The sequence below is a fragment of the Vibrio sp. SCP2 genome (assembly GCF_059295395.1).
In genome coordinates, this window is sequence record NZ_JCAFVV010000001.1 from 903,136 (window position 1) to 926,984 (window position 23,849).

General features: G+C 43.2%; 22 protein-coding genes. 7 read left to right on the top strand and 15 right to left on the bottom strand.

Translation table 11 applies throughout. The annotated features are described in order from the left end of the window. Positions 1 to 64 precede the first annotated feature (64 nt). The gene (locus tag AC5O63_RS04330; protein WP_041059148.1) at positions 65 to 331 is read left to right on the top strand and encodes a DUF2999 family protein; all 267 of its coding nucleotides are present in this window, start codon (positions 65 to 67) and stop codon (positions 329 to 331) included. A 92-nt stretch (positions 332 to 423) separates the two neighbouring features. On the opposite strand, the gene AC5O63_RS04335 is transcribed toward AC5O63_RS04330, so the two are convergent. Further along, positions 424 to 1,011 carry a GNAT family N-acetyltransferase gene (locus AC5O63_RS04335; protein ID WP_494504042.1) on the bottom strand — a complete coding sequence of 196 codons (588 nt, stop codon included), beginning with the start codon at positions 1,009 to 1,011 and terminating at the stop codon, positions 424 to 426. Positions 1,012 to 1,106: 95 nt separating this feature from the next. Continuing rightward, positions 1,107 to 1,958, bottom strand: a complete 852-nt coding sequence (locus tag AC5O63_RS04340; protein ID WP_494504043.1) for a helix-turn-helix domain-containing protein — start codon at positions 1,956 to 1,958, stop codon at positions 1,107 to 1,109. 145 nt (positions 1,959 to 2,103) lie between these two features. On the opposite strand from AC5O63_RS04340, the gene AC5O63_RS04345 reads away from it, so the two are divergent. After that, the gene (locus tag AC5O63_RS04345; RefSeq protein ID WP_494504569.1) at positions 2,104 to 3,003 is read left to right on the top strand and encodes an AraC family transcriptional regulator; all 900 of its coding nucleotides are present in this window, start codon (positions 2,104 to 2,106) and stop codon (positions 3,001 to 3,003) included. A gap of 110 nt (positions 3,004 to 3,113) precedes the next feature. Here AC5O63_RS04345 and norW read toward each other — a convergent pair whose 3' ends face one another. Next, on the bottom strand, positions 3,114 to 4,253 hold the full coding sequence (norW, locus tag AC5O63_RS04350) for an NADH:flavorubredoxin reductase NorW (protein ID WP_494504044.1): 1,140 nt from the start codon (positions 4,251 to 4,253) through the stop codon (positions 3,114 to 3,116). After that, complete coding sequence (norV, locus tag AC5O63_RS04355) at positions 4,253 to 5,734, bottom strand: anaerobic nitric oxide reductase flavorubredoxin (RefSeq protein WP_494504045.1); 1,482 nt, start codon at positions 5,732 to 5,734, stop codon at positions 4,253 to 4,255. The genes norW and norV overlap by 1 nt, the downstream gene beginning before the upstream one ends. Positions 5,735 to 6,220: 486 nt before the next feature. On the opposite strand from norV, the gene AC5O63_RS04360 reads away from it, so the two are divergent. Beyond that, positions 6,221 to 7,318, top strand: a complete 1,098-nt coding sequence (locus AC5O63_RS04360; protein ID WP_494504046.1) for an ElyC/SanA/YdcF family protein — start codon at positions 6,221 to 6,223, stop codon at positions 7,316 to 7,318. A gap of 355 nt (positions 7,319 to 7,673) precedes the next feature. Here AC5O63_RS04360 and AC5O63_RS04365 read toward each other — a convergent pair whose 3' ends face one another. Next, positions 7,674 to 10,721: an anti-phage protein gene (locus AC5O63_RS04365; RefSeq protein ID WP_494504047.1), complete on the bottom strand. Its 3,048-nt coding sequence runs from the start codon at positions 10,719 to 10,721 to the stop codon at positions 7,674 to 7,676. Between the two features lie 392 nt (positions 10,722 to 11,113). Continuing rightward, on the bottom strand, positions 11,114 to 12,073 hold the full coding sequence (locus AC5O63_RS04370) for a GlxA family transcriptional regulator (RefSeq protein WP_494504048.1): 960 nt from the start codon (positions 12,071 to 12,073) through the stop codon (positions 11,114 to 11,116). Between the two features lie 99 nt (positions 12,074 to 12,172). On the opposite strand from AC5O63_RS04370, the gene AC5O63_RS04375 reads away from it, so the two are divergent. After that, the gene (locus tag AC5O63_RS04375; RefSeq protein ID WP_494504049.1) at positions 12,173 to 12,964 is read left to right on the top strand and encodes an MBL fold metallo-hydrolase; all 792 of its coding nucleotides are present in this window, start codon (positions 12,173 to 12,175) and stop codon (positions 12,962 to 12,964) included. A gap of 54 nt (positions 12,965 to 13,018) precedes the next feature. Here AC5O63_RS04375 and AC5O63_RS04380 read toward each other — a convergent pair whose 3' ends face one another. The 4 genes from AC5O63_RS04380 to AC5O63_RS04395 all read right to left on the bottom strand — a co-directional run bounded on the left by AC5O63_RS04380 (position 13,019) and on the right by AC5O63_RS04395 (position 16,659). Then, a complete protein-coding gene (locus tag AC5O63_RS04380) occupies positions 13,019 to 13,627 on the bottom strand; it encodes a LysE family translocator (RefSeq protein ID WP_494504050.1) in 609 nt (202 codons plus the stop codon). Positions 13,628 to 13,660: 33 nt separating this feature from the next. After that, complete coding sequence (locus AC5O63_RS04385; RefSeq protein ID WP_494504051.1) at positions 13,661 to 14,488, bottom strand: AraC family ligand binding domain-containing protein; 828 nt, start codon at positions 14,486 to 14,488, stop codon at positions 13,661 to 13,663. A gap of 191 nt (positions 14,489 to 14,679) precedes the next feature. Further along, positions 14,680 to 15,567: a S41 family peptidase gene (locus AC5O63_RS04390; protein ID WP_494504052.1), complete on the bottom strand. Its 888-nt coding sequence runs from the start codon at positions 15,565 to 15,567 to the stop codon at positions 14,680 to 14,682. 144 nt (positions 15,568 to 15,711) lie between these two features. After that, a complete protein-coding gene (locus AC5O63_RS04395) occupies positions 15,712 to 16,659 on the bottom strand; it encodes an alpha/beta fold hydrolase (RefSeq protein ID WP_494504053.1) in 948 nt (315 codons plus the stop codon). A gap of 182 nt (positions 16,660 to 16,841) precedes the next feature. On the opposite strand from AC5O63_RS04395, the gene AC5O63_RS04400 reads away from it, so the two are divergent. Further along, positions 16,842 to 17,561 (top strand): helix-turn-helix transcriptional regulator, encoded by a 720-nt coding sequence (locus AC5O63_RS04400; protein ID WP_494504054.1) that lies wholly within the window; start codon positions 16,842 to 16,844, stop codon positions 17,559 to 17,561. A 110-nt stretch (positions 17,562 to 17,671) separates the two neighbouring features. On the opposite strand, the gene AC5O63_RS04405 is transcribed toward AC5O63_RS04400, so the two are convergent. After that, complete coding sequence (locus tag AC5O63_RS04405; protein WP_494504055.1) at positions 17,672 to 18,274, bottom strand: LysE family translocator; 603 nt, start codon at positions 18,272 to 18,274, stop codon at positions 17,672 to 17,674. 121 nt (positions 18,275 to 18,395) lie between these two features. Between AC5O63_RS04405 and AC5O63_RS04410 the strand changes: the two genes are divergently transcribed. Further along, positions 18,396 to 18,878 carry an Lrp/AsnC family transcriptional regulator gene (locus AC5O63_RS04410; protein ID WP_004749350.1) on the top strand — a complete coding sequence of 161 codons (483 nt, stop codon included), beginning with the start codon at positions 18,396 to 18,398 and terminating at the stop codon, positions 18,876 to 18,878. Here AC5O63_RS04410 and AC5O63_RS04415 read toward each other — a convergent pair. Further along, positions 18,875 to 19,681 carry an AraC family transcriptional regulator gene (locus AC5O63_RS04415; protein ID WP_494504056.1) on the bottom strand — a complete coding sequence of 269 codons (807 nt, stop codon included), beginning with the start codon at positions 19,679 to 19,681 and terminating at the stop codon, positions 18,875 to 18,877. The two genes, AC5O63_RS04410 and AC5O63_RS04415, sit on opposite strands and share 4 nt — an antisense overlap. An 88-nt stretch (positions 19,682 to 19,769) precedes the next feature. Here AC5O63_RS04415 and AC5O63_RS04420 point away from each other — a divergent pair, with 88 nt between their 5' ends. Beyond that, on the top strand, positions 19,770 to 20,462 hold the full coding sequence (locus AC5O63_RS04420) for an MOSC domain-containing protein (protein WP_239853997.1): 693 nt from the start codon (positions 19,770 to 19,772) through the stop codon (positions 20,460 to 20,462). Between the two features lie 64 nt (positions 20,463 to 20,526). On the opposite strand, the gene AC5O63_RS04425 is transcribed toward AC5O63_RS04420, so the two are convergent. The 3 genes from AC5O63_RS04425 to AC5O63_RS04435 all read right to left on the bottom strand — a co-directional run bounded on the left by AC5O63_RS04425 (position 20,527) and on the right by AC5O63_RS04435 (position 23,769). Further along, the gene (locus AC5O63_RS04425) at positions 20,527 to 22,233 is read right to left on the bottom strand and encodes a S8 family peptidase (RefSeq protein ID WP_494504057.1); all 1,707 of its coding nucleotides are present in this window, start codon (positions 22,231 to 22,233) and stop codon (positions 20,527 to 20,529) included. A 244-nt stretch (positions 22,234 to 22,477) separates the two neighbouring features. Next, positions 22,478 to 22,870, bottom strand: coding sequence for a tRNA (N6-threonylcarbamoyladenosine(37)-N6)-methyltransferase TrmO (gene tsaA, locus AC5O63_RS04430; RefSeq protein ID WP_486788467.1), 393 nt, complete (start codon positions 22,868 to 22,870; stop codon positions 22,478 to 22,480). Further along, positions 22,867 to 23,769, bottom strand: a complete 903-nt coding sequence (locus AC5O63_RS04435; RefSeq protein WP_494504058.1) for a DMT family transporter — start codon at positions 23,767 to 23,769, stop codon at positions 22,867 to 22,869. The genes tsaA and AC5O63_RS04435 overlap by 4 nt, the downstream gene beginning before the upstream one ends. Positions 23,770 to 23,849: the final 80 nt, after the last annotated feature.

Genomic DNA, 23,849 nt, shown 5'->3' on the forward strand with positions numbered 1-23,849 from the left:
AATCCGCGCTATCCAAGTGATAAACTGCTGCGCAAAGTCATCAATAGATTGAAAAGGAAATATGATGAACCCGATTATTGCACTGCTGAAAGAGAACAACATCAGCGACGAACAGATCAACGAAATCTTCCAAACTCTGACGCAAAACCCTCTTGCAGCAATGGCAACAATCAGCCAACTAGGCCTGCCACAAGACAAGCTACAACTGCTGATGGCGCAAGTAATGCAAAACCCTGCGCTAATCAAAGAAGCCGTCGATGAGTTGGGATTGGATTTCTCAAAAGTTGAAGAAGCAAAAGAGAAGCTTCAAAGCCAAAATCAAGGCAACTAAGACCTAGGGTCTATTAATATAGAAAAGGCCGCTAACCCGATCATGGGCATAGCGGCCTTTTTGTTTGCTACTTAAACGCGTCGCTTGATCACTTAACGACTGAAATAGGCGAATTGCTCTGCGGTCATACCGTAGTAAAGCTTGTCTTCCAGGCCTTGCTCTAGCTTATAATAGTCTTTCTGACGTCCTTCTTGGCTAAAGCCGCATTTCTCTAACGTTTTGTATGAACCCACATTCGATGAGTAGCAATCTGCACTGACTTTATGTGCCTTAAGCTCGGTAAACCCAATCTCCGTCATCATTTGGCACGCGCGAGTCGCAATACCTTTGCCCCATGCGCAAGTCGGTAGCTGATAACCGACTTCATAATTACCCGTTAGGAACATTACCGACGTCACGGCACACATCCCCATGTATTTACCTTGCTGATCACGAATGACAAACGTCGGACTCTCTGGCCAAACGTCATCTTTGATGGCTTGAGCTGTGTTCTCAATGATTGGGCCAAAGAAACCTTCATAAAGGCTATCGTCAGCCGGGGCGAAGAACAGATACTTGTTGACCTTATCGTCATTCAGCATTTCGATAATATCTTGCAGATCAGACGCTTGAATCAGTTGAATATTCAACGACTCATTAAATGGAATGGTTTGGCCTTGTTTTAGTTTTTGATATGACATGTGTTACCTCGTTATCTGGCAACTATCTTAGTGGAACCAACCAGAGAATAATTGGACTTTTGCGACAACTTGCTTGTCTTGGTCGCCGCAAGTTCCTATTCGAAGTCACCGTAGATATCTATCGTCAGATCGCGTTTTTGCAAATACTTGTTCGGCGTTTTTCTAAGCTGCTGCTTGAGTGTGCGTATCAAGTGTGACTGATCACTAAAGCCAAATTGCTGCGAAAAACTCACCCAATCGATCACCTCTTGTTGTTTGTAGAGTGCCAAAATCATCTGCTCAAGACGGGCCATTTGCTGATACTGCTTAACGCTCAGGCCAACCACCTGCTTGAAACTGCGTTCTAACGTTCTTCGAGAACACGCGCACTGCGCGGCAATCTCTTCCATATCTATCGCGAGCTCCGGTGAACTCAGAGCTTGCGCGTCCATCACCGAAATTGCCTTTTGTGATACTAAAAACGGCTTGGCTCGACAAGGTTCAACCCTTAGAGAGTCTAAGTGACGTTTTATCGAATCTAACAACGCTTCTGGTGAGTCTTGTTGACATAGCGCTTGTTGAAAATCCTCATCAAATAAAGGGCTTAGCCAATCAAACCACTGACACTGGTTAACCGCATTGACTTGGGCATCATCGTGAAAAGCAGATTGGAGGGCATAGAGCCCTTCAGGTCGAAAGGTAATACCGATGCGTTTGATCGGAGCCTCATCATCTAACAGAAGGAGATTTTCATTCGCAGTCAATAAGTGGCTTCCTTTGCCTCGAAGTAAGGTTACCCCGTTGTCATAGCTGTAGGTTTGATGCTTGGGAGTGAACAGCAAATGAGCGCGTGGGTTCGGAATAAGATGAGGTTTTGGATCAATCACTTCACCATGTTCAACCTCCAAGTACCAGACTTGGTGAATAAGCCACTCGTAACCGGCTAAATGCTGCTTCCAAGCGATCATGGTTGTCCTTGCTTACCGGGAAATGAGCAATAAGTGTGACTCAATTCGTCACTGTGCGCTACGCATTTATCAAAACTCCATTGTTAAATTGAGCCTATTTACTGTACGCTTATACAGTCATTTAAAAGCAAGGGTGAGCTCAGTAATGCGCGTTGATTATCAAAAGAGGCTGATTCCAGTGATTCGATATCTGGAAAAAAACTTCAACCAACCCCTCAATTTGCCAGAAGTCGCAGCCCTAGCGAACCTGTCGCCATATCACTTCCATCGCACCTTTAAAGCCGTGCAAGGAGAAACCCTCGCTGATTTTGTCAGACGTTTGCGGTTGCAGTCAGCAGCCGACGATTTGTTTAAATCAAAACAACCCGTACTAAACATCGCATTGGAATATGGTTTTGCCTCTTCGCAGAGCCTAGCTAAAGCGTTTCAGCAACATTATGGGGTAACACCAAGTGCTTTTCGTGATTGCGAAAACTACCAGCAATTTTCTGAATTATCGCGAAACAGCAAGATTGGACACACGCTGCGCAAGAATGGAAACGCAGACAAACCTAGCGATTCATATACTGGCTCTGAACTAACAACGTGGAGCAATAAAATGGAAACGCAAAACTTTACAGCGACAAAACTGGCTTATGTCCGAGTAACAGGCCCTTACGGCGAAGGTTATCAAGAAGCCAGTGGCCGACTCTACCAATGGGCTGGCATGAAAGGGTTAACGGAGAATACTTGTATCTTCATCTATCACGACAACCCTGAAGTGACCCCAAGCGATAAATGTCGTACCGATATCTGTTTGATGGTGCCTGAAGAGACAGACGTAATAAATGGCATAGAACTGCAAGACTTTCCCGGTGGCGAGTACGCAGTGATGCGCCAAAACATCACGCAGCACAGCCAGTATGCGCTCGCTTGGGATGATTTGATGAGTAAAGTGATCGAAACAGGGCTAGAAAACGATGACAGACCTTGCTTCGAGCTCTACCACAGCTACGACCCACAAACCCAGCATGCTGACGTCAGTTTTTGTACTGCGATTAAGTAACTAAAGACTCTGGTGCCAAGTCCCCCCAATAGTGACTAACTATCGGGGGGAATATTAAGTTCGATTACAATAATCGAGGCTGTTTCAGCTCACAACCTTATTGTTGTCCGCTAAGATGATTGAAGTTCGCGAAGCAGTGGAAAAGCGGCTTTGGAGTGCTGACCTGTGACGACAAATCCAACCAACTTGTTTTCATCGTTATACGCTTTAGCTTTAATTCCATCAGACAGAAACTCTGCTTCCCAGCGACAGGCTGTATCGACATCGCGCCCAGCAAGTTGAATGGGATAACTAGGCGTTTTTACCTTGGTCATGATATGTGGCAACACTAAACTGCCTTCACCCGTGGTCAACTGCTTTGCCAAAACATTCGCTGCCAGTATGGCAGGCTGAAGATACGCGAGTATGCGTCCTTCGATCTCAGCGCAATCACCAATTGCATACACATCCTTTGCACTTGTTGCCATTTCAGAATCCACCACAATGCCACGATTCGTTTTGAGCCCCGCTTGTTCGGCTAGCGCTATGTTTGGTCGAATTCCTGCCGCTGCTATCACTTCATCCACTTCAATGTATCTTGGCGCTGAAGTCTGAAGCAATAAGCCATCGTCCACCTTTGACACTTTCGCGATGCTAGAACTCGTCTCAACGCCAATCCCTGAATCAATCAGTTCACGTTCTAGCTCAATGGAGACGAACGGTGGGATCAGATTACCAAGCAAGTAAGGTGCAGGTTCTATGATTGTCACCTGTTTGCCTGCAATACGCAGATCGAGTGCTAACTCAACCCCGATTAAACCGCCGCCTACTACAGCGATTCGCTGAGCAGCATCGACCTGCGATTTACATTTCTTAAACTCTTCCAGGTTATTGAGAGTTAATACATCGTCACGTTGCAATCCCTTGGTTGGCGGAATGAAGGTACTCGCACCAGTAGCCAAGACCAACTTCGAATAGTGATACCTATTTCCTTCGGCATAAACACAATGCTCTTCAACGTCAATGTGATTGACCAAGGTGTTGGTGCGGATGGTCACATTGTATTGCTCTGCTAGTGCCTGTGCAGTATTCAGCACCAACTCATCAGGCTGTTGCTCTTTACTAAACACATGAGACAGGCTTGGTTTGTTGTACTCAATGCCCTCATCGGCAGTGATTAACTCGATGGCAATCTGCTCATCCGTTTTTCGCAGCATCTTGATTGTTTGCAGGGCAGCAAAACCACCGCCCACAATAATGATTGGATTCATCACTTCACCTCGACGAAGACTTCTTTGCCTAACTGACACTCAGGGCATAAGAACCAGTCTGGTAGATCTTCGAATGAAGTACCCGGGTCAATATCTTGATTCGGTTCACCGAGTTGTGGGTCATAAATCCACTCACAAACAGTACAACGCCAGCATGTGCAGTTTGAGTCATGTTCTTCTCTGGTCTCAGTGACTGGAGCTTGCACTTCTTGAGCGACTTGAGGCTCATCTTCCAATCTCTCAACGGTACGCTCTACTTGTTTAGGTTGGCTTAAATTTTCACTTCCAACACGCCATACATGTGCCAATGTAGAACCATAATCCATACACTCGCGTAGTGCGCCAGTATCCGGTTTCCAGTGAATGTGTTGCGGTTGGCTAACGTCAAAGCCAGCCTCACGTAGTCGGGTATCAATGCGCTTAACCGCACCACCAGTCCAACCTGAGGAGCCAAACGCAGCCGCTTTCTTACCAGAGAAACGTAGGCCGTGAATCTCTTCTAACAGAGCGGCGATTTGCGGCATCATCACGTTGTTCATCGTTGACGAACCGACCAACACACCTTTTGAACGAAAAACGTTGGCGAGAATTTCATTCTTATCATGGATAGAGATGTTAAAGACTTTAATCGCGGTCTCAGGGCTACCTTTACGAATCCCTTTTGCAATCGCATCAGCCATCATGCGAGTGTTGTTAGACATAGTGTCGTACACGATGGTAATGCGGTCTTCCTTATAGGATTGCGACCACTCATAGTATTGCTCAACAATATGTGTCGCGTTCTCTCGCCAAATACAACCATGTGACGTCGCAATCACATCAATAGGAACACCAAGGCTCAACACTTCCTCGATCTTGGCTTTAACCAATGGGGCAAATGGGGTCAGGATGTTAGAGAAATAACGCAGGCATTGTTCGTATAGCTCAACTTGGTCAAGCTGATCATTAAATAGGTTCTCATCACAATAATGCTGACCAAATGCATCATTACTGAATAGAACATTATCTTCAGTTAAGTAGCTCGCCATTGAGTCCGGCCAATGCAGCATTTTCATCTCAACGAAAACGAGTGACTTACCGTTACCCACATCGAGAGTGTCACCCGTTTTAACCGTTCTAAAGTTCCAGTTTGGGTTATGGTGATGACCGACAATTGAAGTCACGCCCGCTTCAGTACAATAAATTGGCGTGTTTGGAATCTTCGCCATAAGTGCGGATAGCGCACCGGCATGATCCTCTTCGGCATGTTGACAAATAATGTAGTCTATTTCGTTAAGGTCGATTTCCATTTCCAAGTTTGCAATGAATTGCTCACTAAAGCGGTGATCCACCGTATCAACCAAGACTGTCTTCTCTTCACGAATCAAGTACGAGTTATAACTCGTTCCTTTGTTCAAATGGTATTCCTTACCATGAAAATGTTCTGTTTCCCAATCATGGATACCGACCCAGTGAACATTTGATTTAACGTGAATAGTCATAATGTATATACCTTGTGCTAGTTACTAACCTCTCTATTGCACTCCTTATGCCAACTTTCTAAACAACTGTATTTAAAGAAATTTACTAGAAACCAAACAGATTAAACAAGTCAATATGACACGGCAATTGTAATGTCATATTGACACTAAAGGTTAAAATGACTCTCAATATTTTTCAATGTAAATTAAGTGTTATTGGAATATGAAGAAGTATCGCTTAATGAAGGTTTTGAGACACTTCGCCCCCCACTAGAGCATTCTAGTCATCACCCATGAACCGACTAGAATCCGTATCAATCCACCTTATTCATCATTTTTATCAATAACATAGAGAAGCCGCTCTGTGATCTTCCTTCGTATTTTTAAACCGCTAACAACTCAATCAATATAAAGTGCGAGTTAATTCACGGTTTATCTGAGAGGTAATTTTACACTGCAAAAAATCCGTCGACTTAGATCGACACATAACAACACTAGGATCTCCTAATGAAGAAGAACATCATTGCCCTCGCCCTAGGTAGCGTTATTGCTTTAACTGCTGCGCCTTACTCTCTTGCAGCTAATGACTCTACAATACAAGCCACAACAGATTACGCCCAACTCGTCACGAAAAGACAGGTGGTTGATCAGCTTCTGAGCGATGCAGTAACAGCCTTTAAATCCCCAGCTCGAATCTCGCATGCTGGGTTCACTGCGAAAATGCCAAGCAATATGGAGATCGTTACCGATCGCTTACTAGAGGCATACGAGCTGGAGCCATACCGTACTGATCTTCTTATCTCAGCGGCTAATGCTCAGATTTATAACAAGAATGTTGATCGTGCGATTGAGCTATTTGAGCAAGCGCTGACAGTGGCACCGGATGATGTGGATCTACATGCCTACCTTGCGGTATGGCAACGCTTTAAAGGCAACCAAGCTGAGTCAAGCAAACACATGGATGCTTTATCTAAACTCAATGCAGGTAAAGCGGCTGACATGAAGCGAATTTTCTCGACAGTGGATCGCGTACTAGAGACACCACTAAAAGAGAAAGCAGCGCAAGGTAAGTTAGAAGATAAGGGAGCGATAGTTACTCTGGGTTACGCGCTAAACCCAGATGGCTCAATGCACCAGATCTTAGTTGAGCGTCTTGAAACCACTTTGGCAATGGCAAAAGCGAACCCTGATGCGCTTATCGTGCTAACGGGTGGCGTACCAAAGAACCACAAGACCGAAGGCAAGTTAATGGCTGACTGGCTGATCGAGAAAGGCGTCAGCAAAGACAGAATCATTGAAGAAAACTACGCCACAAGCACTGTTGGCAACGCGCTATTTAGCAGCTATGCCCTTGCCCGCCACAACATCAAACATGCAACCATCATTAGCTCTGCAAGCCATGTTCGTCGTGGTCAGACACTATTTGAAATTGCAAGCTGGCAAACAGGCCCACAAGACATTACGTTCGATACAGTCAGCTACCCAGACAAGCCACTAAAAGAGCTCACCAAGGCAAGTGACAGTGAGCTACTAGGAATCTACCGCGATGCCCTTCGAACCTACGGCATGTGGAGCTACCGCTCATACCCGTTAGAGTCTCGCTAAGGCAAACAACAAGAAGGTCGCATGATGCGGCCTTCTTAGTTTTTGGATCAGGGTTCGGTGTGAAGTTTCGTTTAGGGTGAAAGTAAGAATGGCGATGCCAAAGACTTTGTATATTTAGGACTATTTTTGGACAAGATTCGTTTAGAGTCATTAAGTATATTTACAAAAAATTAATAACTTCAAGTATGGACAGTCGGTTAGCGTGGTGTTTAATATCGATAGCACGAATCATTAAGGTTCAATCTATGATAGATAACTAATAAATTCCGGTTTAATAGTTGAGTCATATAAGAGAATAGCTAATCTGATTTGCTACAACCCACTATGAAAGTGTCATAGTGGGTTGATTGTATTATCAAGCTTTTGATATCAGCTTTTGTTGTTGATGGCTTTGCATTGGAATGTAATTTATTTGAAGCGCAGAACAAACTGCTTTCCTGTTGCGTTCTGAGTCTTCAAACATGTATAGATAATCAGCAATTAGATCCCTTAAAACGTTTCCTGATACGGTATTGATTTTAAAATCTTTGCTCATTTTCTTTATTTTATCAATAGACCCTAAACTACCCAAGTCCAATTGAACTGAAAGCTCAATCAATCTTATTGCATTAGATTTGTCTTTACTACTGAAAGCCTTTTCGATAAGAGGGAGAAGATCTCGATTTCCAATCGCAGAAGATATTTTTTTGATTATTGAATATGATACAACTCTAACCATATTGAATAAAAGCTGTCTAGCTATTAAATCAATATCATCTTTAGACTTATCCGGAACTTCAAATTCTTCTTTAATCCTCTTCTTAAGCATATCTATAAGTGTTTCATGATCTTCACGCATTATTTTTAAGATTGCTTCTAGTGCTCGTAATGGTGCTTCTATAGCTTCCGTTATAAGGTTTACTTTCGGTTCGGTTTTTAGAGACTCATGATAATTTCTGGTAAGCTGTCCAATTAAATCAACTGACTTGAAAGTGAGATTAAAATCGCGCAATAGGTTGTTTAATGATGAATTTGGTTTATTACTATCTTCCTCATGAACGCTGGCATCAAACTCTGCCTCATGACTATGTTGAATATCTTCATATTCTTCTTGCTCTTTAGCAGCCTTAATTCTATTTTCCTGAACATTACCTTCAACAAATACAAACTCTTCTAAGTTTAACTCATCAATTATATTGTTAATAAAGAGTACATCTTCATCTAGCCGAGAAGTATTACAATCAGATAGTATAGTCTTTGAGTGACCAACTATGCCATCAAGTATACTATTATCCTTTGAATGATGAGTCAAAAACATTAGTGTATTCATATTTTTTCTTTTATCTAAGCCTGATATAAGGTTGGAAACAATATTTTGAATTCCATTATCCGATAGATTATCAGATAAGTATTTAGATAAGAAATAGTAATACACATAGGGATATCTGAATGAATAGTAACCGTTATTTACCTTGATTATCTTTGCAGAAACAAGTTGATTTAGCCTACTGTCACAATCTATCTTAAGCGTATAATCCTCATTAATCTTAGAGTTAAATTCCCATAGCTCATCTCTTGATAGCTCTTTATGTTCTGAGTTATAGAAAAAATAAGACATCTCAGTAATATAGGTAAAAATTCCATCTAGCTTATCTTTTTTTACACCAGCGAGACCTAGACTACATGTAATTAAATAGTGATAATAATGGCCATAAGAACTAGTATTTAATTCTGCTGCTATGCTCGTGTCCATAGACTGTAACATAGTCAATAGAAAGAAAGGAGTTGAAGGTATATAGTTTTTTCCTATTACTCGACTAATCTCTTTATTAGCATAATCTGTTCTAACTATTAATTCTTGAGTTGACTCTCTACACTCATTTTTTAAATTGTTCCACTTAGTTATCAGCTCCCAACGTGAAGCATGACCTAACTTCAGTATCTCTAGTTTGGTAAATGAATCATTTAATATGCCATCTCCTTTTATCTTATCGTGATTTAATGTGTATGAGTCAGAAACCGTCAATATTAACTTAGTAAAGTACTTTTTTAGGGTTTTAATTAGCTTTGATAATGAATTTTCATCTCCCCTTACTAAATTAAAGTTATCTATAAATATATATCTATCTTGATTATTTGATAATAATCTATCGAAGCTAAAATCTTCATATTGTTTCTTTATATGCTCTTCTATTTTATTATCTTTGAATCTATCTGCTCTATTTATTTCTGAACCATCTAAGAATACAGAAAACTTACCATCACTTAATGTATCAAGGCAAAGTTTCTTTAAAAGCGAAGTTTTACCAGTGCTTTCTTCTCCTGATAGAGCAATATTATCGTCGGGGTACCGAGAAAAAATATCTCTAGAGCTTTCTCGTCTAATAGTCGTAGTTGAATTTGAGTCAATGTTTTTAACATTCTGGTATATAAAAATATCATGGATGTTAAGTTCGTCTTTTTCTGGATGAGAGAAGCCTGTACCGACATCAATTAGCATTTCACGGTAACTATCCTTTACTTTGAATCCGTTAAAATACAAAGAGCTAGAATCTATTATATCACTTCTTCTTTTCTTATCTAAACTAGTGAAATGATCGCCTTCCCAAATGTGTTTCTCTATTAAAATATCTTCATTTTCTATAGAAAAGCTAATAAATCCGTTGTCATCTACATAAGTATCATGAAATGAGCAAGTTTCAACGATTAGTGTTTTGTTATTGTCAGTTTCAACTTTAAAACTGCGCTCGATATGTTCATGACCAGATATAATGATATTGCTATTGCTATTAAGGAAGTTTCTAACCTCCTTATGGTTATTTGGTTCTAACCAGCTTAGCGGATGATGAAAGAACACAACCTTGATTTCCTCATTGCCAGAAGGTTCTATTAGCTGTTCAATAGGGACAGTAAGGTCTCCACCTTTTTCATGAATTTTGGAGCACCATGCTGTATTTATTGTTTGTATAGATACATTATTGCTAAGTTTAAATTCTTTGGATAACAGAGTTGAGCTAGAAGCCTCAACGTTACAAATATCAGATTCAAAATCAAAATAATCTTGTTGGCCAGCTGCTACGATTTGATAGACAGATTCGTCAAAAGGAACGCCCTTTGAACTTATCAATACATCACGAGCTCCGCCTGTATATTTGGAAAAGTCATGATCATGGTTACCTGGAGTGAGTATTATTTTGAAGTCATCTGAAAGAGATTTGAAAGACGATCGTATTAGGTCGTACTCTTCACTAGTGCCACTAAAAGCAATATCACCAGCTACTAGTATCGCTACAGAACTATATTCACCATATATACACTTTCTTTTTATCCATTCTTTGAGTTCAGTAAGCCGTCTACTAACTTCATCACAGTTATTTTCTCTTGCATGTATATCGCTAATAACGACAAATAGCTCATTATTCATTCTTTTAATCCCACTCTCCAACTTTGAACGGCCTGTTTTTATCGAGCCATGAATCAATATAAGGCTTTAAGCTGTTGTGCTATCTCGATGATAGTCCATCTCCTTATGGCTCTTACCCTGAGTTGCTAATGACGGTGCAGGTAGAAAATGCTTCTATACAACAAGAACCTCTTTGGAGGTTCAGCCAAGATTCATACCTCGTAAAGTTAAGCGTCATACGCAACAATTTTATATACAACAAACAACACAAAACATCAGTGTACCCAATTGCACGTTTATTAGGAACATGAGAGAGAGTGGAAACAATTGATTAAGTGATCAGCATAGCTATTTCGGGGCAAAAACAATTCACCTCAATCGTCTTCAAACCTCCAAAAACAATACTTTGAGTATCAACCCTCTCCGCGAAACGTCAGCCGCCATTCAGAGGGCGAGACATTGAAGCTCTTTTTGAAGTGCTTACGGAAAACACTTTCTGAGCCGATCCCAGAAAGCTCTGCGATGGTGTATATTGGGTGATGGGTAGATTCCAGCAGTTGCTGGCTTAATGCTAGGCGTTGATTTAGCAACCACTCGCCAAAAGTACATCCATATACTGCCTTAAACTGGCGCGTAAATGTCCGTCGACTCATCGCACAGCGCTGAGCGACAGAGTCTAGGTCATAGTCGTTCGCTAAGTTCAGACTGATGTCATCGAGTACCTTGCCAAAACTGGTGACGTTATCTGATTTAGCCGCAATTGGGCTGGGGATATATTGCTGCTGTCCACCACTTCGAAACGGCGCCGTCACCATTAAGCGGGCAATTTGCGATGCCACTTCATTACCACAAAGGGTTCGAACGATATTAAGACAACAGTCTAGAGAAGCAGCCGTTCCGGCAGAGGTCACTATTCTATCTTGCTCGATGAACAGAGGCTCACAGTCGATAGTCACGTGAGGAAACGATTGTTGGAAAGCTTGCTTAAAGCCCCAATGGGTTGTTGCTCGTTTGCCATCCAGTAAACCTGCTTTTGCGAGCGCATAAACACCCAAGCAGAGACCGACGACTGTCGCACCGCGTTGATAGGCGCTATTTAGTTTCTCTAGCAAAAGCGCGCTTGGCTCGGGCAATGAGTTGGGCCAACTCGGAATGATCACAATATCCGCTTCATCTATCGCCGATAGCTCACGGCTTACTGAAGCATTAAAGGCAGAACTCAGAGAGACGCTCGACATATTTTCACTACAGATCACCAGCTCAAACACTGGCTGCTGGTCGATAAAGATATCTTGAAAAACCAAACAAGGAACCGAAAGATGAAATGCGCTGATGTCATCCAGCGCCACTAAAGCAATCTTGTATTTCGTCATCCACTTTGACCCGATTTGAGCGGTAGTTGTCCTTTTGACCAGTATTGCACAATCCCATTAAGCTGCATACTTACCCTATCAACCAGATAGGAGTTACACATGAAAATTCACCACCTACGCAGCGCGACGTTCGTTATTGAATCTGGCGAGCACTATATTTTGATTGACCCGATGCTAGGTGGTAAGGGCTCTATGCCGCCGTTTTCCGTGTTTCGCTTTAAAGCAGCAAAGAACCCAACTGTAGATTTACCAAACAATGCGAACGCCCTGCTTAGCAAGGTTAACCAGTCATTGATTACTCATAGCCAGACCTTTGGCTTTAAGCCGCTACAACATGGAGATCATTTAGATCCTGCCGGTGAAAAGTTCCTGATTGAGCAGAGTGTGCCAGTGACCACATTAAGCAAAGACCAAGCTTACCTAAAGAAGTACGGAATGACAGTTGCCAATGGGCTAACACCTTGGCAAACCACGCCATTTCTTGGGGGCTCGATTACCGCCGTTCCCGCTCAACACGGTCATGGCTGGATTCATAAAGTGATGGCGAATGGTTGTGGTTTCTTCCTTCAGCTGCCGAACGAGCCGAGCATCTACATTAGCGGTGATACCGTATTAACACCTGATGTAAGAAAAGCGCTGAGTGAGCTAAAGCCTGATATTACTGTGGTCGCAACAGGGCAAGCTCAGATGGATGTCGGCCAGCCGCTGCTTATGTCGAGTGACGAAGTGATGGAGTTTATTCGCTTATCGCCGAACAAGGTGATTGCCAACCACATGGAAGCGCTAAACCACTGCCCAATAGATCGAGACACGCTGAAACGCTCGCTCGAAGCAGAAGGATTAAGCGATAAAGTACTTATACCGCAAGATGGTGAAACACTGGAATTTTAAGTCGGTATAGCTCTCAGGAAAGCCCCGCTCGGCGCTTCCTGAGAGCCTATTTACTTACAAAGCCAAAAGCGGTGTAACCACATGCTCATAACCTATGGTCAGCGAAACATAAACAAGTAGCGCCGCCATCAGAAGATTGAACACTTTAAAGTAACTCGGATTAGAAATTCGTTTGCCTAACACCAACCCCGCCAATGAGTAGCCTGTCGGTGCGCCAAAAGCCAAAATAGCCAACACTAAAGACCACAACACAATCGCACTGCCCGTAATACCAACACTTGGAAACTGAATTGTTGATACAGGCAAGGTCGCGACTAATGCCTTAGGGTTGAGTAGCTGCATGAACAAGCCATCGCGAAAGCTCAGCGAATTCGAATCGCTGGTATCTTGAGAGAGTTCGACATTCGCGCTCGCCACCTTCCACGCAATATGCAATATATACAGGCAACCCGCCAAGCTAATGAAAGGTAGAACCTGCGGATTAATCACCTTTAGTCCAATAAACCCCAGCATGACGAACAAAATGAACATTGCCATTCCGACGCCAATAAAGAATCCAAGGTGAGAACGTGTGTTTCTGTTCAAGCCACTATGTAACCCCAATAGGTTCACTGGGCCAGGGGTATACATCACCCCGATCGCGTAGGCGAAGATTTCTGACATTTAGCACTCCAAAAACACAGTGAGCCGCTAAGCTTATCGGCTCCACTGAAGCTGAAACTGTTTTGGTGTCATGCCAAATACGCGTTTAAAGTTACGGTTAAGATGACTTGCATCTGCAAAGCCAGAGGCGACAGCAGCAATCGTTGCGCTGTGTCCTGCCAATAACTGTCTGCGCGCATAGTTGATGCGACAATTCAAAACATACTGATGTGGAGTTATGCAAAAGTGCTGGCGAAAAGCGCGGATGAAGTGGAACTTCGACATGTTGGCGACCTCTGCAATGTCATCAATGGAGATATCATAAGCAAGATTCGCCAAAATATACTCTTTCGCTCTAAGCAAAAGCCTGTCTGCTCGCGTGTTGTGAATCGGAAGTTCAAGGCTTCCATGCAAGCGTGTTAAAGATTGCGCTAACTGAAACAGGCTTGCTTCATGCTCAATCTTCGAGTAAGACTCTCCTTGTAAACGCTGCGACATGGCATAAACCTGACGCCTTAAAAGTGAGTCATCAAATAAGGTTTGGTTTAACCTGAGTGTCGTGTTCTTTTTATGGCCTAGCGCCTGAAACAGAGGATGAAGCTCATTAGGATGGATGTAGAGCATCACGTATTCTAAGTTTTGCTCTACACCTGAGTGACCATCATGTATGTCTTCCGGATTGAAAAGCATCACACTGCCGGGAGTGCTTTTATAAAAAGCACTGCGACAGAAAAAGTCTTGTCGGCCTTGAAGCGTTAAGCCGATTGAGTACTCCTCGTGCGCATGCTTTGCGTAGGTAAAATCACTCATCACCGCACACAGCATAGAAACCTCATCCTGCTGAGAACTGCTTGTATATTTGAAGTGATTATCTTTACCCACGCTCCCTCCTTTTATTGAGCTCTTTCACATAATTCCTAGGCCAATATATTCAAGTCATCAATAAAAAACTTGAACAAAATTGCTCAACTGCCATCAGTGAACCAAAGCGAGTGGCAGAGAACGGTTAGGAATCTACCACGTGCCCTTCGAACCTATGGTATGTGGAGCTACCGCTCATATCCATTGATGTCTCAACTCTCGTTAAGCAAGCCTATATCCGCGTTTTCTTTTAAACCTAGTTTCTCCAACACTACCTTCAGTGCATCGTCCGCATTTACGGCAATATCAGGTATCACTCCGCATTGCTCCCAGTTTCGATTGGAAATAGGGTTAATTGCTTCACCTACAGGAACTGCAACTGATAGGCCTGAGGTAAGGTCGAACAACCTACAAGGGTGGGCTGCACCGCCTGTTGTTTCACCAATCAGCAAGGCTCGCTCTAAGCATTGAAGGTTGTAGCAGAACTCTTCAGCAGCAGACAGGGTCTCGTTGCTTGTTAACACATATAAGTTAAGTTCTGGGTAGCTATTAGTATCTGAATCAGTCCAAAACTCTTCCAAGCAGGGGTCATCTCGCCAGCGAATGGTATTTAATAAAATAGAATTATTGCTATCAAAAAAATATGACGTGATTAGCTTAACCATATCAGGATGCCCTCCACCATTATTTCGAACATCGATAATAAGGTGCTCTATGCCTGCCATTTTACTCATAGTTTCATGAGCAATTTGCGAAGCAAAAGAAGGAGAGCAAAAACGAGATAGCTTTAAATAAGCCACTTCGCTCGTAATAAAAACCAGTCTTTCAAAGCCAAAGTTGCTACTCCTAAATCGCTGTTCAGGAGGAACAATAGAATCATTAGTTATAATCTTGAAGTGCTTATCATTGCATAAAGAAAATACGTCCTGCGTTAGCTTTTCTATAAAGCCCTCAATCAACGCCTCACCATGATACCTGCCTCGATAATAGTTTTGCTGAAGCATCAAATTCAATTCTTTACCTATAGTGGGTAAAACATAGTGTTCTTCAAGTAAGCGACCAAGCGAATCGACAATTTTTTGCTTTTCAGTATCGTTCATTTAGCTTCCTCTAAAACTATCTGGGACACCAGAATATCAATAAAACTGGATCAACAGTTTAATCTGTATTTTAGAATGGACAATCACTGAGCCATATCAGATAGCTCAGTGTGGGGCATTTCATGTAATGACTCTGGCTTAGAGCTAAGCGGCACTACTTTGTTGGTGCAACCATCTTAAAATTGCTTGGTTGGTTTCTTGCGGCTTTTCTTGCTGAATCCAATGGCCGCAATCTAGGTTAACTACGTCTACATTAGGAACAAACATAGTTAGCCTTTCGGACTTAGGGATCACATCTCGGTCACCATAGATCATGAGCGTCGGCACTTGAATGATGGGATTTACGTCTGCTAATAAATGCCAATTACGGTCAAGGTTTCTGTACCAATTTATACTGCTAGTGAAGCCTGTTGATTTAAAAGCGGATTCGAAAACCGCCAGCTCAGTATCGCTCATTAACGGCTCCCCGAGCGGTATATCGCCCCTCGCGAGATTGATCATCGCCATGCCCGGCTCTAGTTCTCTTAGTGGCTCATTTTTCCTATACAGATTACGCAGAAATCGAGATGTGTTCTCATCCAATACCGCGTCTGCAACACCTGGCTGCCGATTAAAATGGACAAAATAGTAGTCACTGCCGAGTACTTGTTCCATAAATTCGATCCAAGGAGTCTCTCCGCGTTCCTGATAAGGCAAGCTTAGGTTTATGACTTTGTTGACACGATTTGGATATAATAAAGCCAGCCCCCAAACCACCATCGCTCCCCAATCATGACCGACGAAAGTGGCGTCTTTGTATCCGTAGTGATCAAGAAGCGCGATCAAGTCACCCGACAAATGCTCTATATCATAAGCAGTGACTTCTGTCGGACAGGACGAATTGCCGTACCCGCGCTGGTTTGGAACGATGACATGGTATCCCGCTTCTACGAGAGCTGGTATCTGATAACGCCAAGAAAAGGCATGCTCCGGCCAACCATGACAAAGCACAATCGGGTTTCCGGCATTTTGCGAGCCTGCTTCGAAGACTTCAAGTTTCACGTCATTGACTGAAACAAAAGTGGGCTTGGGAAAATCGGTTGGATTAAACATTACATTTCTCCTTTATCTGGATGGAATCGTCAGACTACGCCTCCTACCTAGGGTGACGCTTTAGTGCACAAGCATTTACGAGTGTGCGTGGCAGCCTCGAAACCTTCTTGCTGACGAGGACAGAGAAACTGTATATGTTAATGGTGCCAAATACTGGCACCATTGAATGGTAATCTTTAGAAATGAATATTCGCCTACGACAAGAATCGATAATACGTAGCCTTCGCCGCAACGGTACTTCCACCGTGGCTGACCTTGCTCAAGAGGTTGGCGCATCTAGGCGGACAATATTGCGTGATATTAGCGCACTTCGTGATGAGGGTGTTGTCATCCATTCTGAACCAGGTCGCGGAGGAGGTTTACAACTTGATTCACGATCAATTCAAACCACCGTGCGCTTGTCAGTTTCTGAAGTTTTTGCGCTTCTCATCAGCGTTGAATCAATGCGCGCGGCCGGAAACCTACCTTTCTCTGGCCTCGCAGATGTAGGGCTTGCGAAGATAGAGAAAGCACTCCCCTCAGACCAAGTACGCGATCTGCGTCGTTTTCTCGGTTGCTTGTATATCGGAAAGCTTGCTCCGCAGGTGGACATATCTGATATGGGAACGATGGATTCCGAACTGCTTCCTGCATTCGAGCAAGCTTTTCTACAACGGCTGCACCTGCGTTTTCAATACCGTGATGCTAAAGGAACCATAACCCAACGATATGTTGAACCGCAAGCTATGCTGATTTTACCACCGCTATGGTATTTGGTTGCCTGGGATCCGACACGCAAAGACTTTCGTCATTTTCGAATGGATCGGATCAGCACCCCTGAACTCGTTGAAGGTACAACATTTCTTCGGCGACAAGTGCCGTTCGAAGATCACGTTTCTCCCGTGCGTAATCTAGCTCGCTGACTTTTGCCCAGTTGATGTTTAGTTGCTTACCTAACCTAAAAGCGCGTGCTAGCAAAAGAAAGTCAGCTCAACACCAACATACCTAGGCAAGTAAGTACGGCTAAGCTTAGTTATAGGCTCGGCTGACTGACCATAAACATCACGACAAGTACTAAACTGGCACCAAAGCCTCGATTTATCCAGGCCATTTTCTGTGGAGACTGGATAAAGCGATTAAGCATCGAACCAAAATACGCCCATAGCAGCATACCAATGACACCGGTAAACACCATCACGCTAATAATAATCACCACTTGAGTTAGGTAATCACTAGTTGGGGAAATGAACTGAGAGAACACCGTCAATGAAGCGACCCAGCTTTTCGGGTTGAGTATTTGAACCAAAATACCGGACATAAAACCAGACTTCTTGATACTGGAGTTACCGTCCATCTCCATGTTGGCAATGCCCCAAGCCATGTAGAGCAAATAACCCGCCCCTAACCATTTCAAGACATTGTATAGATCGGGGTAAAGAGTAAACAAGCTCACCAAGCCAATACTCGCACCGCCCAAAATCGCTACCACACCGACCGCGTTACCGAGAATAAACGGTAGCGTTGCCCCAATGCCATAGCGGCTCGACAGCCCTACTAAAGCAATATTCCCCGCCCCTGGCGTTAATGAAATCGATATTGCAAACAACATAAAAGCTGTCATCAGTTGAGCACTCATTGCTCTCTCCCATAAAGTGATAATTTCAATATGAGATCCAGTCTAACGATTCGCTCAGGAATAAAATTGCTATTTGGGTTAACATTAAAGCAAATTAAGGCAGACTATTTCCATTAAAGATATGAAAAAGAAAGAATCCACCAACTTTGAGCTAGATAGTACAGATTTATCCATCTTAGAACATATACAGAAAGATGGCAGAATGAGTAACTCCAAATTGGCAGAGACAGTGAACCTAAGCGAAACACCTTGCTGGAGACGCTGGAAAAAGATGGAGGAAGAGGGCTATATCGAGGGGTATGCCGCTCGATTGAATCGTAAGAAACTCGGCTTTCAGGTTTCGGGCTTTACGCTGGTGACCTTGGGCAGCCATGAGGTTGAAAACACCCAACCTTTTGAAGATTATGTCGCAGAATCCGATTGGATACTCATGTGTCATTGTATTGCTGGCGGAGCAGATTACATTGTGCAAGTGGTCGCGAAAGATCTGGATGAATACTTTGAACGAATCAGTTCGATCAGACGCGTCAAAGGAGTCAGCGCCATTCAATCAAATGTGTCGGTAAAAGAGATCAAGAGTACCTTCCAGCTACCTTTAGATTAACGGGTTTGATGACGGAACTGCTGAGGAGTCACATCAAAATACGCCTTAAAAGCTTTGATATATGAGGAGTCATTTTGATACCCGACGCGATCGGCGATGGTTTGAATCGAAAGCGTTTCATCCAGCAATGAGAGCGAGTAGATTAAGCGAATCTGCTGACGCCATAACTGAAATGAGGTATTAAACTCCTTGGCAAACAAGCGCGATAATGTTCGCTCCGAGGCGCCAACTTTCTCTCCCCACTCTTTGAGTGAGGTTGTCGATGCAGGCGTTTCTGTAAGTTGTTCGAAGATAAGCTTTAAGCGCCGATCTTTGGGCAACAGTAGCTGATAAGTCTGTACGTTATCTCGCAATACTTGGTCATGCAGCACCGCTAACAAACGCACTAACTCATCGTCCTCTACATGACGCTCACACTGGCGACGAATCTCTTGCAATAGCTCATTGAGAAATGGCGTAAGAGAAATTGTGCGCACATCAGACTCGTAAGGCACACCAAACGCAGGATTGAGGTAGATACCAATAAAAGTAGTATGACTTAACGCGATCGACTCATGCTGGACACCCGCAGGAACAAACAAAACCGATGTATGAGGCACAAGGTGCTGGTACTGCTCTGTTTGAGTTTGTAGCAAGCCCTTTAACGGAAAAATAATCTGGTGCCAAGTATGTTGGTGCAGATGATCAATATAGCCTTTCGGCATATCTATCGTTTTCACTAAAGCGGGTAAATGAGGGTTTGCAGCCATCATCTCATTGGAAGTGGCCACCCCTGAGTTAGATTCTATTTGGCGAGTTGGCATGGTTAACTGTCTTTACATCCCTATTCCGTCACTACAGAGCTAGGCTATCATGCCAAATAGATTGATTGAAGAGAGTGTGAGAGGAAGCATGAAAAAGCTCGGTGTTGTAAACGCGGTTCTGACAGGAACAACAAAGCCCTTCGCGCATGGCGCACAAAGTGCCATCAACAAACAGGTTCGCACAGAGCGACAACACGCCAATGAAGTTGGCTTTACCAACGATGAACAAGGCGATCCGCGCTTTCATGGTGGCATTCAAAAAGCCCTTCACATATACCCAAGCGAGCACTACCCACTTTGGCAAAAAGATCTCGGTGATAAAGCCATTTTGCAGTCCGTGGGCGCTTTTGGCGAAAACCTAAGTTCATCCGGAGTGACAGAAGCCAACATCTGCCTTAAAGATAAAATACGTATTGGTTCAACTCTGCTCGAAGTGTCGCAAGGACGCATGCCGTGTTGGAAACTCAATGTCCGAATCGACCAACATGATATGGCGAAAAGAGTTCAAGATACGCTAAGAACCGGGTGGTACTTCCGTGTCTTAGAAGAAGGTGACATTGGCGCAGGTGATGAAATCATTCTGTGTGAGAGGCCTTATCCAGATTGGTCACTTGCGCGTGTCATGGGTGCTGTTTTTGAAGGTTGCTTAGAGCCGACACTTCTACAAGAGATGTCTACCTTACCCTTAGTTGAATCATGGGGAGCTTTGATTCAACGCCGTTTAGACACAGGCATACTCGAAGACTGGCAGCAAAGACTCGTCGGGCCAACCGCAGGTTGAGCCTTTTCAAAAAACCAAAAAAAGAGGTCGCATCACGCGACCTCTTTTACATCCAAAGTTCGTACTATCGACTTGCTAGCTCAGCGAAAATCGCTTCTGCATCAACAATACCACCAGAGATAGATAGCGTACTAAATGGTACTAAATCTTCCGGAGACGATGGCTTCTTCACTAATAACTCTGGATACGTACGTGATTTGCTCATCAACAGCGCTTTAAGCTCTTTTGCTGATAGCTCAGGGTAATGAGACCATACCAAGGCAGCAACACCCGAAACCACAGGCGCAGCCATACTGGTACCACTATACGCAGCGTAGTTATTGTCAGGCGTAGAGGATAGAACGCGATAACCAGGAGCGAACACATCTACCGTTTCCTGACCAAAGTTACTAAAGCTTGCGACCATAGAGTCATCTGCATATTTCGCCGATGCACCAACATCCATCCAAGTAGAGATTGGACGAGACCATTTGTGCTTAGCGAAACGGTTCGGGAAGCTTGGCTTGATATCGTTATCTGTTTTGCTGTTACCCGCTGAGTGAACAATAAGCACCCCTTTGCGCGCTGCATAACGGAACGCATGGTCAACAATATGTTTACGTGGCGAGTAGCTCTTACCAAAACTCATATTGATGATCTTTGCACCATTATCTACTGCGTAGCGGACTGCGTTTGCGATATCTTTATCACGCTCATCGCCATTAGGTACCATACGCACTGCCATGATCTGTGCGTGATCTGCAATACCTTCAATCCCTAAACCATTATTACGCTCAGCGGCAATGATACCCGCTACGTGTGTACCATGAGCGCCCACTGGACCTTTTACATCATTGTTGCCGTAGCCTTTTTCCCAAGGGTTAGTGATATCGTCCATAACGATGTCTCTACGGGTATCAAAGTCTAGGTTATAGTGATAGTCCAATGATTCCTTATAACGGCTTGTACGTGACTCTAGATACTCAAATGAATACCAAGAATCAAACACGCCAAGTAATCCTTGAGCCGCTGCAACCACATCAGCGTTAGAGTGAGAAAGCAGAACTTGTAGACCATCAACAGTAAAATCTTTGTGCTCAACCAAGGCTAAGATTTGCGCTTTGTAGCCATTAGCTTGTTCAGTCGCTGCTGTCACTTGTTCTAGAGCCTTGGTGTAATATTCAACATTCTCTAAGTAGTCAGCTTCAACACCTTGATAGTATTTGCGTTTCTTTGGCGGAATCCAGTGGTTACCCTCTTTAAGTTCTAAGTACTTTTTGTACTCACGGGTCACTTCTAACGTATCTTGATCAACGTTAATTCCTAGCGAGTTACCCAAGAAGTTCCAGCCGTGCACATCATCAATGTAGCCGTTACCGTCATCATCAATGCCATTACCTGGGATCTCATCTTCGTTGGTCCAAAGTTTGTTTTTTAAATCTTCGTGGTCAATGTCGACACCTGAATCTAGCACCGCAACAATGATAGGCTGAGGTTTAAGTGGTGGCAGCATGAAATCATAAACAATGTCTGAACCTACACCTTGAATACTTGAGTAATTGGCCGACATATTGAACCAATCACCGCGATCTTCAGCAGGTGCACTGAACATGCGCATTGAGAAAAATGCAGGTTCAGCTGGCTTCGCCGAATAATCTTCAACGATATTGCCTTTAACATCTGTGATGAAAGGAGAGTTGACTGGAGTTGGGTCAGCACTGACGTTTGCTGAAACCGACGCTGAAGCCAAAATAGCAACAGCAAGGGCGGAAAGTTTATATCCGTTTTTCATTATGTTACATCCTATATTTTTGTATGCTTAAAAAGCGAGCAAAAGATAAAATGCAACACTATGAATATCATTCACGAAAGTAATTAATTGAGTTTAAGATCTCATTGTGAGTATTATTTTTCTGTCAAAGTTTGAGCCACATTCTATTAACATATTCAACACTTACCCTTACCGCCCTTTGTATTGAAAACCCTTTGTAATCAATAAATTAAACACTAACGAATAGATCTATATTTATAGATTATTACCGCTCAAGATAAATTGCAGGTTTGATATCAAGTAATGGTGTACCATCAAGACAATCCATTCCTTGTATCTTTATTGTTGTCTCATCGATACTCTTTATTGAAACCACAGCAGCACCAATAGGGTTTGGCCTATGTGGAGATCGCAGTGAAAATACTCCCTTGATTTGCTCTGTACCAACATTAAATTCCAAACAATTTCGCTGAGCTTTATCTAGCCAGTACAGTACGAGTATCAAGTCTCCAACATTTAACCCTTTAATTGCACTTTGATAGGTCTCTTGAATTTCTATTTGGCATACTGAGTCATATACGTTGATGTTGCTTGGGCACGCTGCTAACGTTTTATATGGTGTATGTATTGTGCCAATGTAGTTAACGACTGCACTCATAATCCCTGCTCACTTTTATTGCTGTTCATAGAAGCATAGGTGTAGATGAAAATAGTCACTAAGATCACTCCACCACCTAAGATACTGGTTACAACTGGAATCTCAGCAAAGAAGATAAAACCCCACACTGGTGCAAGTACCGTTTCAAGCATTAAGGTCATCGAGACTTCCGCAGCCGTAATGTAGCGAGTCGCAACCATAGACATTACGCGACCTAGGGGAGCGGTAAACAATCCCATTGCTCCCATAATGAGCCATGTACTCCAGTTATAGCCACTCGGCTCGGCAAAAAAAGACATCACTAAGGCTAACAGCAAGCCACCTAAAGCAACACTCGCCAATCGACTGACATCCTGATACTTGCGTAGCAAGGTAAACATGAGAGACAAACAAATCACCGAAAACATCGCAAGTGCATCACCAAACCAGTTTCCAGAACCTACTGAGCCTGACACCACAATTCCAATCCCGATCATAACGGCAATAATAGCGACTAAAGTGGATCGCTCTGTCTTTTCACGTAACAGCAGCCAACTAAAAAAAGCAGCAACAGCAGGAGAAGCACTCAAGATAACAAAGGTATTTGCAATGGATGTATTTTTAATACTAAAGACCAGCCCTGTTGCACTTCCAAGCATAAGTAGCCCTGCAACAAGTAATGGCCAACCACTTTCTAATGCAGCCTTTCGAATACCACGCTCATCGTTCAATTTAAGCAAAATGGGCATTGAGATGGCACTGAACAATCCAAAAAGAAACGCAGTATCAAAGCCACTCACGCCAGCAAAACGAATAAAGATAGGGTCCGCGCTCATTAGTATGGCCCCCAAAATAGCGACCATAAAGCCCATCATTCGAGCGTTCATTGTTTCTAGCTTAGGGAGAAAATAACTAATCATTGTAAAACCTCATTTAAAAATCACACTCGCGAGTATGATTTTTAAATGTTAATGTGTCAATATAAATCATACTCATTAGT